We start from the raw sequence: 14,489 nt of genomic DNA, 5'->3' as shown, positions 1-14,489 counted from the left end.
TCAGAATGCCCGGGAGCGCAGCGCTGTGGTTTGCCTGATAGACCAGCGCGCCTTCAAAGGTTTGCTTATCGACCTGGTAAGTGACAGGTGTTGAAATAATTTCTGACATCAGGATTAACCCCTAAATAAATTTCATAGGTTTGCAGGTGAGCGTAATTAATTCCACATCGGTCAGTTGTTAGCAATTTATTAAATTTTCAAACGCATGAATTGCTATTTTATTTAATTAAAAAAGCGTTTATTTGTTAGCGATAAATACTTTTTGTGAATAATTGTGATTTTTATTTTTACGCTCTTAGCGATTATTAAACTGCGCTAATAAAAGCGCAGTTATTCCTGATTGCGAGATGCTGAAAGGCGGGTTAGTCCTGGTACATCAAGTCCTGATATAGCCCGGCCAGCACGCCGCCGGGCTGAAATTGCTGTTTGATCCAGCGGGTCACCTGGCCTGTCGCCGCGTGCTGGGTGGCGAGTAACATGCGTGAATTCTGGCGCGGGTTGTGCACCTGGCGGGTGACTAACTGGCCGCTTTCTACCGCGCTGCGCACCATGTAATCCGGCAGAAAGCCGATGCCTTCGCCCAGGATCTGGCACTGGCATTTGGTGTTGAAGTCCGGCACTACAATCGCTTCCTGGCCGTGGAGCAGCCAGCCCACTTTTTTATTGATGGTGGAGGCGGTGTCCTCGACCATGATGTTCGGATACAGCCTGAGCTGGCTTTCGGGGATAGGTTCCTGCACCGCCGCCAGCGGATGACCGGGCGCCACGGCGAACGCCCAGCGGATGACGCCAATCTCCGTGTAGTCAATGCCGCCGCCGCCCAGCAGGGCATCCGGCGCGCCAATCGCCACGTTAACCTGGTTGTTGAGCATCGCGTCCCAAACGCCGTTGTACACCTCGGTGGTGATGGCTATCTGGCAGCCGGGGAACTGCTGTTTGAGGATTTGTAACAGGCTGGCGGTATGCTGAGGCGTGTAGAGAAGGTGGTTTATGCAGATCCTGACTTTGGCTTCGATCCCCTGCGAAATCGTGTCAATTCCCCGTCGGATCCCTTGAAAATCGTTCAATAAATCGCTGGCTTTGCGGTAGAGATAGACCCCGGATTCGGTCAGCTCAATGCTGCGGGTATTACGGATAAAAAGCGTCACGTCGAGCCAGGTCTCCATGCGCTTAATGGTGTAGCTGATCGCGGAGGTGGTCACGCCCAGCTCTTCGGCCGCGCGGCTAAAGCTGCCGTAGCGGGCGGCGCAGGTAAAAGCCTGCAAATTCTCTTCGGTAAAGATGGAATTCATTTCGTGCTCCCTTTTCACGGCGCGCAATGCGGGGATTCTGACACATTTTCGAGGGATTATTAAAATGCATTCAACAATAGCGGCATCAGCGATGAATCTTTTTTAAGCGGATGTTCTTCCCCCCAGGGCGTTGTTATTCTCGAATTTCAGCAATAACCGCGAACGACAGGAGAACAGTATGTCTGAAAAAGAGCTGGTTACCGGGTTTCTGACGGCGGCCCTGGAAGGGGAAGCCGCAACGCTTAAGGCATGTCTGGAACGTGGCGTGGACATTAACGTGACCAACCGCCAGGGAAGAACGGCGATCACCCTCGCCAGCTTGAGCCAAAAATATGACTGCGTGGCGCTGTTGATTGACGCAGGCGCGGACATTAATCAGCAGGATGAAACCTGTTTCAACCCTTTCCTGATTAGCTGCCTGAATAACGATCTCAAACTGTTACGCCTGCTGTTACCCGCCAGGCCGGACCTGACTCGCTTAACCCGTTTTGGCGGCGTAGGTATTACGCCTGCCAGCGAAAAAGGCCACGTTGAGATTGTGCGTGAGCTGCTGGAACACACCGGGATCAACGTCAACCACACCAATTTCCTCGGCTGGACGCCGCTGCTTGAGGCCATCGTGCTGAACGACGGCGGTAAAAAGCAGCAAGAGATCGTTTCTCTGCTGCTGGAAAACGGCGCTAATCCGCACATGACGGATAAGTACGGCAAAACGCCGCTGGAGCTGGCCGAAGAAAAAGGCTACCGCGAAATTGCTCAATTATTGAGAGACGCGGGCGCATAGCCGCCGTAAACCTCACCTCTATTAATCTCTCTGGGTAGAAAAATAAAAATGACTGAAATTGAAAAAAGCCGTCGTGATTTTATCAGCGGAGGCGGCAAGGTCGCCGCCGCCTGTGCGCTGTTTGGGGCAGCCGGAACCGCGGCCTGGGCCGCAAAAACACCTGCAAATGTTAGCGAGAGCGGCAGCCAGATGAAGACCCTCAGTGAAAAACACTATTACCTGGACAACGTGCTGCTGGAAACAGGGTTTAACTACGAGGGCGAAACCGCCGTCAGCACCCGCACCGAACTGCACACGCTCGAAATCAAAGACGGCAAAATTGCGGCACTGCGCGCCAATAAATCTCACCCGGACGGTTCTCTGCACGCTTATGATGCTGGCGGCAAACTGCTGCTCCCGGCCATGCGCGATATGCACATTCACCTGGACAAAACGTTCTACGGCGGCCCGTGGCAGGTGCATAACCGCCCGGAAGGCACCACCATCATGGATATGATTGCCTACGAGCGTAAAATTCTGCCTGAGCTTCAGCCTTACACCCGTGAACGTGCCGGCAAGCTTATCGATCTTATCCAGTCCAAAGGTTCAACCATTGCCCGTAGCCACTGCAACATCGAGCCGGTTTCCGGCCTGAAAAACCTTGAAAACCTACAGGCGGTGCTGGAGCAGAGAAAGTCCGGGCTGAGCTGCGAAATCGTGGCGTTTCCGCAGCATGGCCTGCTGCTGTCGAAATCTGAACCGCTGATGCGCGAAGCGATGCAGGCCGGGGCACACTACGTCGGCGGCCTGGATCCAACCAACGTTGACGGCGCGATGGAGAAGTCGCTCGACACCATGTTCCAGATTGCGCTTGATTACGACAAAGGCGTGGATATCCACCTGCATGAAACCAGCCCGGCGGGCGTCGCGGCGGTGAATTACATGGTGGAAACGGTGGAGAAAACCCCGCAGCTTAAAGGCAAACTGACCATCAGCCACGGCTTTGCGCTGGCGACCTTAACCCCGCAGCAGGTGGATGACATTGCCACGCGTATGGCGGCCCAGCAGATTAGCATTGCCTCCACCGTGCCTATCGGCACGTTGCATATGCCGCTCAGGCAGCTACAGCAAAAGGGCGTGCTGGTGATGACCGGTACCGATAGCGTGATTGACCACTGGTCGCCTTACGGGCTGGGCGACATGCTGGAAAAAGCCAACCTTTATGCCCAGCTTTACGTTCGCCCGAGCGAGCTGAGCCTGTCGCGTTCGCTGGCCATTGCCACCGGCAATATTTTGCCGCTGGACGACAAAGGCAAACAGGTGTGGCCGAAGGCAGAGGATGAGGCAAGCTTCGTGCTGGTGGATGCGTCCTGTTCGGCAGAAGCCGTGGCGCGTATTTCTCCGCGAACCGCGACCTTCCATCAGGGGAATTTAGTCTGGGGAAGCGTTATTTAACTCGAACTAAAATAGCCTGCATAAGCAGGCTATTTATTTACTCTCTATCTGACAACGAAGACCGGGAAGCGGGCGTGGCGAATAATGCTGGAGGCGTTAGAGCCCAGCAGATGAGTAGAAATAGACGGATTCTTCGAACCGACAATAATCACATCCGCGTGAATTTCCTGCGCGACCTCGTTAACCTCATCCCGCACCGAACCGTAGCGGATCTCCAGCACCACGCGTTCTTTCGGCAGCGAGAAGTGCCCGCGTAGTTCTTCCATCTTTTCTTCGGCGTTTTTCTTCAGATATTCGTCGAATTTACGGATGTCAGAGGAAAAACCGTGGGTATTAAACAGCGGGGATTTAGGCAGAACGTACAGAAGGTGGATAGTGCCCTCAGACTCCTTCGCCAGATATTCGGCATGGCGAATGGCTTTGTCCGTGAGCTCCATTTCATAAACATCCACCGGCATTAAGATGGTTTTATACATCGTTAATCTCCTTTTGGTTACGTTTCATTTATCCTGGCACTAACGATGTTTTTTCACCGTGATCTGACGGGGGAATAAGGCATTTTCCTATTCCGTATGGGCTGTCTCTTACACAAATTTTTCTTTCAAATCTTCCAGGAGATATTTTTCGATCCGCAGTTATTCCGTTCACCCGTAAATCAGTTTCCCCCTGCACGTTCAGAGTACGGTGAACGTGTCCGGGGGATAACGCCATCCCCCGGACAGCCCCGGCGCCCGGCGAGCTCATCGCNNCGACCCAGGACTGGGAGATAAAACGGAGGTTTACCGCTTGCGGCGATTTATTTGGCCGGGAGTCCGGGGTCTCGGGGAAGTGACGGTGACTTCCCCGAGTCGTTCACCGCTTCGGTGATGACAGATAAAACAGGGCTGGAAGTGAACGGAACTTTAGCCGACCCTTCATAGAGCATATTTGTTACTAAGAGGCAGCCCATTCTGGAGAAGGACAGTTGCGCCTAGTTGCGGCCCGCCATCACGCCGCCGTCCACGTCCCACAGCGCGCCGGTGACCCAGGTGGTGCTGTCAGACAGCAGGAAGCTGACCACTTCTGCAACGTCGCGCGGGGTGCCGACGCGACCTATTGGGTGGAAGCTGTCGAAGCTGCCCATCACGCCCACCACATCCTCTTTAGGAATAAAGCCTTCATAAATTGGCGTATGCACTACGGCCGGGGAAATCGCGTTCACGCGGATGCCGTGTGAACCCAGTTCAATAGCAAGGTTTTTCGTCAGCGCATGCAAACCGGCTTTCGCCATGGAGTAGGCGGAAGAAGGCGTGGCGCCGATAGCCTGCTGTGCCCACATGGAACCGATGTTGACGATGGAGCCTTTAATCCCTGCTGCGACCATGTTTTTCACCACTTCGCGGGTGATAAAGAAGGTTGCGCGGTTAATGCTCATGTACATGTCGTAATCCGCTTCTTCATGTTCGGTAAAGGCTTTCGGGAAGAAAACCCCGGCGGCGTTCACCAGCAGGCTGATGTCGCGGTGCCCGGCGTTAATCACCTCCATCACTTTGCGCATCCCTTCGCGGCTCATCAGGTCCGCGACGATGACGGACACTTCGCCCAGGGCAGATAGCGCCTGACGTGCCTGCTCGGCTTTCTCGACGCGGTTGCCGACCAGCACAACTTTCCCGCCGTTTTCCAGCACCTGACGGGCGCTTTCCAGGCCCATACCGCTGGTGCCGCCAACAACTAAAAGTTTCTTACCTGCGAATGATGTAGACATGATGACCTCGTTTCTTTTGGCTTAATAAGAGGAAGCAGCCTGCTGTGGGCCTCCGGAATGGCGACAGAATGCCAAACCCATTTGGGCCTGACGAAGCATAAGAACTTGCATATCGAGAAAGAAAAACTATCTTGTCGGTATGTCGTCTTTTGCGAAGAGAAAACATGAGATCGCTAAATCGCCTGAAATGGCTCCACGCCTTTGAAGCCTCCGCACGTCACGGCAGTTTTACCGGGGCAGCGCAAGAGCTGGGCGTAACCCCCGCCGCCGTCGGGCAGCTTGTTCGTTCGCTGGAAGAGTGGGTCGGCCATCCGCTGCTGCACCGCACGAGGAGCGGGAAAGAAAGGCTGACTTTGGTTGATGAGGCGAGAGACGCGCTGCAGGATATCACCGCCGGCCTGGACGGCCTCGAGCAGGGTCTGAATAAGCTGCGTGGCGCCAGGGCGAGAGCCGTGGTGGTGATCACGGCTTCGCAGGTGTTGATGATGAACTGGCTGATGGAGCGCCTGAATCGCTTTTCCGAGCAGCACGACAGCATCGACCTGCGTCTGAACGTCACCGAAAAACTCACCGACGTGCTGCACGGTGAAGCCGATTTAGGCATTCGCTGTGGCCCCGGCAACTGGCCTGGTTTGCAGTCGACCTGGCTGATGGATGAAGAGGCGGTAATCGTCTGCAGCCCGCAACTGCTCAACGGCGTGACCGAGGCCGACTGGCTGTCGAAGCAGAAGCTTATCTACGACGATACGCCGCACCCTGGCGCTAACTTCCCGGACTGGGAAACAATTTCTCAGCACGTTGGCGTAGCGTTGTGCGAGCAAAACGGACTGCATATTAACTCCACGTCGGCGGTGATCCTCGCGGCGTTAAGCGGCCGTGGCGTGGCGGTGGTGCGCAAAGCGCTGGTGCAGCAGCCGATCGATCTTGGGCAGCTGCGTCAGCTTTTCCCGCAGCACAAATGGCCGCTGACCTGGGCCTATTTTATCGTTCGCTCTGAGCGGTCCAGCCGCCGCCCGGAGGTCACGCTGTTCCATGACTGGCTGGTGGCAGAGACGGGCGCTACGCTTAAATGATGGAAAAACTCACCGAATTAAAGCGTGCAAAACGGCTGGCGCTCTCGCTGTTGCTGATTGCCGCCGCGACGTTTGTCGCCACCTTATTCCTGCCGCCAAGCTTCTGGGTTAGCGGCCTGAAAGCTATTTCTGAAGCGGCGATGGTTGGCGCGCTGGCGGACTGGTTTGCGGTTGTGGCGCTGTTTCGCCGCGTCCCGATCCCGTTTATCTCCCGGCATACGGCCATTATTCCGCGTAATAAAGACCGAATCGGCGAGAACCTCGGCAAGTTCGTGCAGGAGAAGTTTCTCGATACCCAGTCGCTGATTGACCTTATTCGCCGCCACGAACCGGCGCAGATGATGGGCAACTGGTTTCGCCAGCCGGACAATGCGCAGCGGGTAGGGCAGCATTTGCTCAAGGTCATGGAGGCGTTTTTATCGCTGACGGACGACGCACGCATTCAGGGGCTGATTCGCCGCGCGGTGCATAAGGCGATAGATAAAGTCGACCTCAGCTACTCCAGCGCGATGCTGCTGGAAAGCCTGACCAAAAACAACCGGCATCAGGCCTTGCTCGACTCGGTGATTGCTCAGTTGCTGGCGCTGCTGGAGAAACCGGCCAGCCGGGAGTTTATTGCCCGCCAAATCGTCCACTGGCTGGAAACCGAGCACCCGGTTAAGGCGAAGGTATTGCCCACCGAATGGCTGGGGGAGCAAAGTGCGGAGCTGGTGTCCGACGCCGTTAACTCCCTGCTGGATGACGTCAGCCAGGACAAAACGCACCAGATTCGCCGCGCCTTTGACAGCGCGGTTCAACGGCTTATCGACAATCTAAAAAATGACCCGGAAATGGCCGCCAAAGCGGAAACGATCAAAAGTTACCTGAAGGAGGATGAGAAGTTTAACCTTTACCTCGGCGAGCTTTGGAACGACCTGCGCGGCTGGCTGAAAACTGACATCGCCAGCGAAGATTCCCGGCTGCAAAAGCGCATTGCCGAAGCGGGGCAGTGGCTGGGCGAAACGCTGATGGCCGATGCCTCGCTCCGGGCTTCGCTGAATGAGCATCTTGAGCAGGCGGCACGGCACGTAGCGCCGGATTTCTCTGCGTTTCTTACCCGGCACATTAGCGACACGGTGAAAAGCTGGGACGCAAAAGATATGTCGCGGCAGATTGAGCTGAACATCGGCAAAGACCTGCAGTTTATCCGCATTAACGGCACGCTGGTGGGCGGCTCGGTTGGCCTTGTATTGTATTTGCTTTCGCAGCTGCCGGGCGTGATTGAGCCGCTGTTATCCGGACATCCAAATTAACTGGCAGAGCCATGTGAAATTTTAGGTATAATTACGTTTTATTTTCAATGACCTATTGCTGCGATATCCTATGATCCTTAACCAATTCTGCTATTTTCTTCTGGTGCTCGCCGCGGTGGGCAGCGCTTTGATGCCTCACTCTTTGGTTATGTGGTTTGGGCTGGTGAATGTGCTCACGCTGCTGGTTTACGGCGGTGACAAACTGGCTGCGGTAAAGGCCTGGCGGCGCGTGCCGGAGGCAACGTTGCTTATCTTTGGTCTGGTAGGTGGCTGGCCCGGGGCGATTCTGGCCCAAAAAAGTTTTCGCCATAAAACGCAAAAACAGCCGTTCAGAAAATGGTTTTTTATTACGGTGCTCGTAAACGTCATTGTCATTATTGCCGTGGTATATAAATTTTATTTATCCCGTTGACGAAAATTTTATATGGCATAGATAAAAGGCTGACGCCCGTATTTATTTATCTTGTTCCCTCATCGTAGTGGCTAAAAAATCGCTAATTTTTACTAAAAACAGATGCATGTCCCCAGGCTTGCTTTACACTATGGGCAAACAAAGAGCTTTGTCCGGTAGGGAAAAAGATGGCGACATTGAAAGACATTGCGGTTGAGGCGGGCGTTTCACTGGCGACGGTGTCGCGGGTGTTGAATGACGACCCAGGCCTGAACGTGAAAGAAGAAACCAAGCGGCGGATACTCGAAATAGCGGAAAAGCTGGAATATAAAAACAGCAGTTCGCGCAGAATGTTGGCCAATCCCGTAGGCCAGCATCATTTTTTGGCGCTCTACAGCTATCAGCAAGATCTGGAAATTAACGATCCTTACTACCTGGCTATTCGCCATGGGATTGAAACGCAATGTGAAAAATTAGGGATCGAATTAACGAATTGTTATCTCGGGCATGCCCTGCCAGAGCTAAAAAAGGTGACCGGCGTGTTGGTGGTTGGCCAGCCCTCTGATGGGACCCGTGAAACCCTTCGCGCGATGACAGATAACCTCTGTTTCATCGATTTTCACGAGCCAGGCGGCCAGTACGATGCCGTAGACATTGATCTGGTAAGGATTGCCAAAGAGGTTATTGATTTCTTTATTGCCCAGGGCGTGTCGCGTATTGGGTTCATTGGTGGTCAGGATCGGCCAGGAAAAGCGGATATTCGTGAGATAGCCTTCGCCGAATATGGCCGCCTGAAGGGCGTAGTGTCCGAGAACGACATCTGGCGCGGCGGTTTCTCAAGCTCATCGGGTTACGAACTGGCAAAGACGATGCTGGCCCAGGGCGATTATCCCTCTGCGCTGTTTGTGGCGTCAGACTCCATCGCGATTGGCGTTTTACGAGCCATCCATGAACGTGGGCTGAAGATACCGGGCGACATTTCGCTGATCAGCGTGAACGATATCCCAACCGCACGTTTTACCTTCCCACCGCTTTCCACGGTGCGTATCCATTCCGAAATGATGGGCAGCCAGGGCGTTAATCTGTTGGTTGAAAAAGCCCGTGATGGCCGTGCTCTGCCGCTCAATGTGTTTGTTCCCAGCGTCCTCAAACTGCGCGGTACCACGCGCTAGCTTCCCCTGGCGCCGGAGAACAACCGTTTTCCGGCGGTATCCCTGACCTGCTGATACACCCCTGTCCCGAATGCTCATTTTGTGATCGAGTTAAAGCAAATCGTCTCTGCTTATTTTATTTGGTAAAAGTTTTACTAAAATAAAACGCAATTATTTAGTGCGTACAGGGAGGCGAGATGAATCGCTGGGAAAATCTTCAACTTACTCATGAAAACAGGCTGCCGCCGCGCGCCTATTTCTTCGCTTATGATTCACTGGCGAAAGCGCGTTCGTTTGTGCGTGAAAACAGTAATCATTTCTTATCCCTCAGCGGGCAGTGGAACTTCCGGTTCTTTACCAATCCATTGTTGGTTCCTGAAGCGTTTACCGCTGAGATGATTGAAGGCTGGGGCTCAATTACCGTGCCGGGAATGTGGCAGATGGAAGGCCACGGCCAGTTGCAGTACACCGATGAAGGTTTTCCGTTCCCGATTGACGTGCCGTTTGTGCCAACCGACAACCCGACTGGCGCGTACCAGCGTGTGTTTACCCTCGGTGATAATTGGCAGGGTAAACAAACGATTATCAAATTTGATGGCGTAGAAACCTATTTTGAAGTCTACGTTAACGGCCAGTATATCGGGTTCAGTAAAGGGAGCCGCCTGACGGCCGAATTTGATATCAGTGCGGCGGTGAAAACCGGCGACAATCTGTTGGCCGTTCGCGTCATGCAATGGGCGGACTCGACCTACATTGAAGATCAGGATATGTGGTGGACGGCGGGGATTTTCCGTGACGTGTACCTGTTAGGGAAACATCCGCTGCATGTGCAGGACTTCACGCTGCGGACTGATTTTAGCGATGACTATCGCGATGCGACACTTGCCTGCCAGTTGATGCTGGAGAACCTCGCGACCCCAGCCGCCGGGACCACGCTGGAATACACCCTGTTCGATGGCGACACTGCGCTTTATCACGGGGTGAAAGAGCATTTAACGGTTGATCGGCAGCTTAATACCGATTTTTCGATTGAGGTAAAAGCCCCTCAGCAGTGGTCGGCAGAAAACCCATATCTGTATCACCTGGTGCTGACGCTGAAAAACGCCGCAGGTGAAATTCTTGAAATCATCCCGCAGCGCGTTGGCTTCCGCGATATTAAAGTGCGCGACGGCCTGTTTTACGTCAACAACCACTATTTGATGCTGCACGGCGTCAACCGCCACGACAACGACCACCTGAAAGGCCGCGCTGTGGGGATGGATCGCGTCGAAAAAGACCTGCAGCTGATGAAGCAGTACAACATCAACTCAGTGCGTACCGCCCACTACCCGAACGATCCGCGTTTTTACGAACTGTGTGATATTTATGGCCTGTTCGTGATGGCAGAAACGGACGTGGAATCGCACGGTTTCGCCAACGTCGGCAACCTGAGCCGTATCACCGACGACCCGGAGTGGGAACACATCTACGTCGAGCGCATCGTGCGTCACGTTCATGCGCAGAAAAACCACCCGTCAATCATCATCTGGTCGCTGGGGAATGAATCCGGCTACGGCTGCAATATTCGTGCGATGTACCGCGCCTGCAAAGCGCTGGACGATACGCGCCTTGTTCATTATGAAGAGGATCGTGATGCAGAGGTCGTGGATATTATTTCGACCATGTATACCCGTGTGCCGCTGATGAACGAGTTTGGGGAATATCCGCATGCTAAGCCGCGCATTATCTGTGAATACGCCCACGCAATGGGTAACGGCCCGGGCGGCCTGACCGAATATCAAAATGTCTTTTATCAGCACGACAGCATTCAGGGCCACTATGTATGGGAGTGGTGCGATCACGGTATTCAGGCCACTGACGAAACTGGCGCGGTGCGGTACAACTATGGCGGCGACTACGGCGATTATCCCAACAACTACAATTTCTGCCTTGATGGGCTGATCTTCTCCGACCAAACGCCGGGGCCAGGGCTACAGGAATACAAACAGGTCATTGCGCCGGTAAAAGTCCGGGCCGAAGATCTTCAGCGCGGCATTCTGCGTATTGAGAACAAACTGTGGTTCTCCAGTCTGGACGATTACACCCTGAACGTGGAGATCCGTGCCGAGGGCGAAACACTCTCCAGCCAGCGTTTGAAAGTGGAAGGGCTGGCCGCCAACAGCGCCCGCGAGGTCAGCATTGCGCTGCCGAAGCTTGATGAGCGTGAAACCTTTATTAATATCAGCGTGACCAAAGACTCCCGCACCCTGTACAGCGAGGCTAATCACGCCATTGCGGTATATCAGTTCCCGCTAAAAGCGCAGACGGCGGCAAAAACGCCGTGGATAAATACCAGCGCCACGCCGCTGCAGGTTGCCGACGAACGCTTGAGCTACCGCATTATTGGGCACAACTTCCACGTCGTGTTCTCGAAGGTGAGCGGCAAGCTGACCGAGTGGCAGGTGAATGGGGTTAATCAGGTCACCCGTGAGCCGAAAATCAACTTCTTCAAGCCGATGATTGATAACCATAAGCAGGAGTTTGAAGGGCTGTGGGAACCCGCGCACCTGCCGATTATGCAGGAGCATTTACGCGAGTTTAACGCTGAAATGCACGGCGACACGGCGGTTATCTCTACCCGGACGATTATTGCACCGCCGGTATTCGACTTTGGTATGCGCTGCACCTATCGCTGGCAGATTACCCCCCAGGGGCATATCAACGTTGAGCTGCAGGGCGAGTGCTACGGTGATTATCCCCATATCGTGCCGTGCATCGGCTTTATGCTGGGGATCAACGGCGAGTTTGAGCAGGTTAATTATTACGGCCGTGGCCCCGGCGAGAACTACGCCGACAGCCAACAAAGCAACATCATCGATCTTTGGCGCACCACCGTTGATGGTATGTTCGTCAACTATCCCTTCCCGCAGAACAACGGCAACCGCCAGCATGTGCGCTGGGCGTCGTTTACCGACCGTCACGGTAGCGGCCTGCTGGTGGTGCCAAGCCAACCCATCAACATTAGTGCCTGGCACTACACCGCTGAAAACCTGCACGCCGCGCAGCACTGTAATGAGCTTCGGCGCAGCGACGACATCACGCTAAACATTGACGCTCAACTGCTCGGACTCGGCTCCAACTCGTGGGGGAGCGAAGTGCTGGATAGCTGGCGCGTGTGGCTTAAACCTTTCAATTACGGTTTTACGTTGCTGCCGCTGGAAGGCGGGCGCAGCACCTCGCAGGCGCTCGCGCATCATAACTTCGGCGCTGATTTCTTTTCTCCTGTTTCACATAGCGAGGCTGAACAATGAGAGTTCTCGATAATTTAGAAGAGTTTAAGCAGATCTATCACAGCGGCCGGAAGTGGCAGCGCTGCGTGGAAGCCATCAATAACATCGACAATATTCGCCCCGGCGTGGCCCATTCGATCGGTGACTCGCTCTCTTATCGGGTAAGCACCGAGAGCTGTACTGACGCGCTGTTTGCGGGGAGTCGTCGTTATTTCGACGTGCATTACTACCTTCAGGGGCGGCAAAAAATTGAGTTCGCGCCGAAAGAGCAGCTGCGAACGGTGGCCTGCTACCGGGACGAAACCGATCGGGAATACCTGAAAGGCGTCGGTGAAATCGTGACGGTAAACGAGGGGCAGATGGTTATCTGCGACACCGAAGAGGCTTACCGCTTTATCAGCGATGAATGGGTAAAAAAAGTGATCCTCAGAGTCACTATTGAAGACGGCTATTTTCTTAATAAATAACGCTAGTTACGGTGCGCACCAAGGCCAGCGGCACGCCCCGCTGGTCTTCCCTGTACTTCCCCATAACGGGGGATGTGAATTTTCGGAGGACGTATGTCCACATCAATTCGGGCAAAAATAGGCAAGTTCGCCCTGCTGTCGATGGCATTTACGGCGGTCTTTAACGTACGAAATATCGTCAATAACAATATCGAGTTAGGGCTGAGTTCAGCGCCGATTTTCTTATTCGCGACGGTGGTTTACTTCATTCCCTTTGTCTTTATCATCGCCGAATTTGTCTCGGCGAATAAAAATTCTGAATCAGGCATGTACGCCTGGCTGAAGCAGCCGCTGGGGACTCGCGCGGCCTATCTGGGCTCATTCCTGTACTGGTTTGTGAATCTGTTCTTCTTCCTCTCATTACTGCCGAACGTCGTGGCCTATGCCTCCTACGCCATTATGGGGTACTCAATACCGTTCTCGCCGATGGTGACGTCGCTGATTTCGATTGTGCTGTTTGCGATGGCAACCCATATCTCGACCAAGGGCGCGACGTGGCTGGGGAAAATTTCTGAATGCGTGGCCTACGGCGTCTTTGCGCTGTTTGCTATCTACGTGGTCGGGGCTTTCACGGCTTTGGGCAGCGGGCACGTACCGGCGCAGCCGATTACGCTGGCGGCAATGACGCCGACCATCAACTGGGCAACGCTTGGCATCATGTGCTGGATTTTCCAGGCGGCGGGCGGGGCAGAAACCGTTGCGGCTTACCTGAATGATACAAAAGGCGGGCAGAAATCCTTCATCAAAGTGATCATTACCGCCGGGGTGCTGATCGGCGGCATGTACGCCCTGGGCTCGCTATTAGTGAACGTTTTTGTCGCACGAGAAGATCTCACTTACGCGGCGGGGATGGTGGAAATCTTCACCGGTCTTGGCGCGTACTTCCATATTCCTGAAGCACTAATGGGGCGTTTTGTCGGCATTATTCTGTTTATCGCCATCTTCGGCAGCATGATGATGTGGACGGCGGCCCCGGTCAAAATTCACTTCTCGGAAATCCCGGAAGGGATTTATGGCAAGAAAACCACCGAACTGAATGCACACGGCGTGCCGGTGCGTGCGGCGTGGTGGCAGTTTGTTTTTGTGCTGCTGATGCTTATTGTTAACGGCTTCGGCTCCGCCAGCGTCCAACAGATGATGAATACCGCCATCAACCTGACGGCGGGGACGGCGATGTTGCCGCCAATATTTATTATGGCGGCCTACTTTGTCTTCCGTTGGAAGCACGATGACACCCCGCGTGATTTCCGCATGGGGTCAAAAGCGGTTGGGATGAGCGTCGTTTCTATGCTGATGATTATTTTTGTGGTCAGCATGGCCGCCTCTGCGTTCCCGCCGGGTGTGGATCTGGTTAACGCCTTCTTTATTAACGTCTTTATGACCGCAGTGTTCTCCGGACTTGCCTGGTGGTGGATCACCCGTTTTGAAAATAAACAGAAGAAACGTCTGGTAACCTCGCCTCGGGCGGTGCCAAAAGCAGTGAAATAATATCCGCATCGTCGCCAGCCCTCCCTCGGCTGGCGCATCTCCTCCTTTTCATCGCTGCATACCTC

At 54.1% G+C, this 14,489-nt stretch carries 12 protein-coding genes; 9 read left to right on the top strand and 3 right to left on the bottom strand.

The genetic code is table 11. From position 1 onward, the window contains the following. Positions 1-362: 362 nt before the first annotated feature. Positions 363-1,292 (bottom strand): LysR substrate-binding domain-containing protein, encoded by a 930-nt coding sequence (locus HX778_RS20915; RefSeq protein WP_176982959.1) that lies wholly within the window; start codon positions 1,290-1,292, stop codon positions 363-365. Positions 1,293-1,470: 178 nt separating this feature from the next. Here HX778_RS20915 and HX778_RS20910 point away from each other — a divergent pair, with 178 nt between their 5' ends. Together HX778_RS20910 and HX778_RS20905 are read left to right on the top strand one after the other, a co-directional pair. Further along, the gene (locus HX778_RS20910; RefSeq protein ID WP_038474956.1) at positions 1,471-2,076 is read left to right on the top strand and encodes an ankyrin repeat domain-containing protein; all 606 of its coding nucleotides are present in this window, start codon (positions 1,471-1,473) and stop codon (positions 2,074-2,076) included. A 48-nt stretch (positions 2,077-2,124) separates the two neighbouring features. Continuing rightward, positions 2,125-3,510, top strand: coding sequence for an amidohydrolase family protein (locus HX778_RS20905; RefSeq protein ID WP_176982958.1), 1,386 nt, complete (start codon positions 2,125-2,127; stop codon positions 3,508-3,510). A gap of 44 nt (positions 3,511-3,554) precedes the next feature. Here the strand turns inward: HX778_RS20905 and uspG are convergent, their stop codons facing one another. Together uspG and HX778_RS20895 are read right to left on the bottom strand one after the other, a co-directional pair. Next, a complete protein-coding gene (uspG, locus tag HX778_RS20900; protein ID WP_038474952.1) occupies positions 3,555-3,986 on the bottom strand; it encodes a universal stress protein UspG in 432 nt (143 codons plus the stop codon). A gap of 494 nt (positions 3,987-4,480) precedes the next feature. Beyond that, entirely contained in the window at positions 4,481-5,254 is a 774-nt protein-coding gene (locus HX778_RS20895) for an SDR family NAD(P)-dependent oxidoreductase (RefSeq protein ID WP_176982957.1), read from the bottom strand. Positions 5,255-5,418: 164 nt separating this feature from the next. On the opposite strand from HX778_RS20895, the gene HX778_RS20890 reads away from it, so the two are divergent. From HX778_RS20890 to HX778_RS20860, 7 genes are all read left to right on the top strand, one after another. After that, entirely contained in the window at positions 5,419-6,327 is a 909-nt protein-coding gene (locus tag HX778_RS20890; protein ID WP_176982956.1) for a LysR substrate-binding domain-containing protein, read from the top strand. After that, positions 6,327-7,619 (top strand): DUF445 domain-containing protein, encoded by a 1,293-nt coding sequence (locus HX778_RS20885; protein WP_176982963.1) that lies wholly within the window; start codon positions 6,327-6,329, stop codon positions 7,617-7,619. The genes HX778_RS20890 and HX778_RS20885 overlap by 1 nt, the downstream gene beginning before the upstream one ends. A gap of 70 nt (positions 7,620-7,689) precedes the next feature. Continuing rightward, a complete protein-coding gene (locus tag HX778_RS20880) occupies positions 7,690-8,031 on the top strand; it encodes a DUF1294 domain-containing protein (RefSeq protein WP_176982955.1) in 342 nt (113 codons plus the stop codon). 167 nt (positions 8,032-8,198) lie between these two features. Beyond that, on the top strand, positions 8,199-9,182 hold the full coding sequence (ebgR, locus tag HX778_RS20875; RefSeq protein WP_038474942.1) for a transcriptional regulator EbgR: 984 nt from the start codon (positions 8,199-8,201) through the stop codon (positions 9,180-9,182). 176 nt (positions 9,183-9,358) lie between these two features. Further along, the gene (gene ebgA, locus HX778_RS20870; protein WP_176982954.1) at positions 9,359-12,451 is read left to right on the top strand and encodes a beta-galactosidase subunit alpha; all 3,093 of its coding nucleotides are present in this window, start codon (positions 9,359-9,361) and stop codon (positions 12,449-12,451) included. Beyond that, a complete protein-coding gene (locus tag HX778_RS20865; protein ID WP_176982953.1) occupies positions 12,448-12,897 on the top strand; it encodes a beta-galactosidase subunit beta in 450 nt (149 codons plus the stop codon). The genes ebgA and HX778_RS20865 overlap by 4 nt, the downstream gene beginning before the upstream one ends. Before the next feature lie 93 nt (positions 12,898-12,990). Further along, on the top strand, positions 12,991-14,424 hold the full coding sequence (locus HX778_RS20860) for an amino acid permease (RefSeq protein WP_038474935.1): 1,434 nt from the start codon (positions 12,991-12,993) through the stop codon (positions 14,422-14,424). Positions 14,425-14,489 lie beyond the last annotated feature (65 nt).

The organism is Cedecea sp. P7760 (genome assembly GCF_013386425.1).
In the GTDB taxonomy this organism is placed as follows: Bacteria; Pseudomonadota; Gammaproteobacteria; order Enterobacterales; family Enterobacteriaceae; genus Cedecea; species Cedecea selenatireducens.
This window is presented reverse-complemented; position numbering and strand designations above follow the sequence as displayed.

What these genes read in the sequence shown, in the direction of transcription:
- HX778_RS20905 (WP_176982958.1), top strand. Translation starts at nt 2,125, where the DNA reads ATGACTGAAATTGAAAAAAGCCGTCGTGATTTTATCAGCGGAGGCGGC.
- HX778_RS20890 (WP_176982956.1), top strand. Translation starts at nt 5,419, where the DNA reads ATGAGATCGCTAAATCGCCTGAAATGGCTCCACGCCTTTGAAGCCTCC.
- HX778_RS20860 (WP_038474935.1), top strand. Translation starts at nt 12,991, where the DNA reads ATGTCCACATCAATTCGGGCAAAAATAGGCAAGTTCGCCCTGCTGTCG.
- HX778_RS20895 (WP_176982957.1), bottom strand. Translation starts at nt 5,254, where the DNA reads ATGTCTACATCATTCGCAGGTAAGAAACTTTTAGTTGTTGGCGGCACC.
- HX778_RS20885 (WP_176982963.1), top strand. Translation starts at nt 6,327, where the DNA reads ATGGAAAAACTCACCGAATTAAAGCGTGCAAAACGGCTGGCGCTCTCG.
- HX778_RS20880 (WP_176982955.1), top strand. Translation starts at nt 7,690, where the DNA reads ATGATCCTTAACCAATTCTGCTATTTTCTTCTGGTGCTCGCCGCGGTG.
- HX778_RS20910 (WP_038474956.1), top strand. Translation starts at nt 1,471, where the DNA reads ATGTCTGAAAAAGAGCTGGTTACCGGGTTTCTGACGGCGGCCCTGGAA.
- HX778_RS20915 (WP_176982959.1), bottom strand. Translation starts at nt 1,292, where the DNA reads ATGAATTCCATCTTTACCGAAGAGAATTTGCAGGCTTTTACCTGCGCC.
- ebgR (WP_038474942.1), top strand. Translation starts at nt 8,199, where the DNA reads ATGGCGACATTGAAAGACATTGCGGTTGAGGCGGGCGTTTCACTGGCG.
- ebgA (WP_176982954.1), top strand. Translation starts at nt 9,359, where the DNA reads ATGAATCGCTGGGAAAATCTTCAACTTACTCATGAAAACAGGCTGCCG.
- uspG (WP_038474952.1), bottom strand. Translation starts at nt 3,986, where the DNA reads ATGTATAAAACCATCTTAATGCCGGTGGATGTTTATGAAATGGAGCTC.
- HX778_RS20865 (WP_176982953.1), top strand. Translation starts at nt 12,448, where the DNA reads ATGAGAGTTCTCGATAATTTAGAAGAGTTTAAGCAGATCTATCACAGC.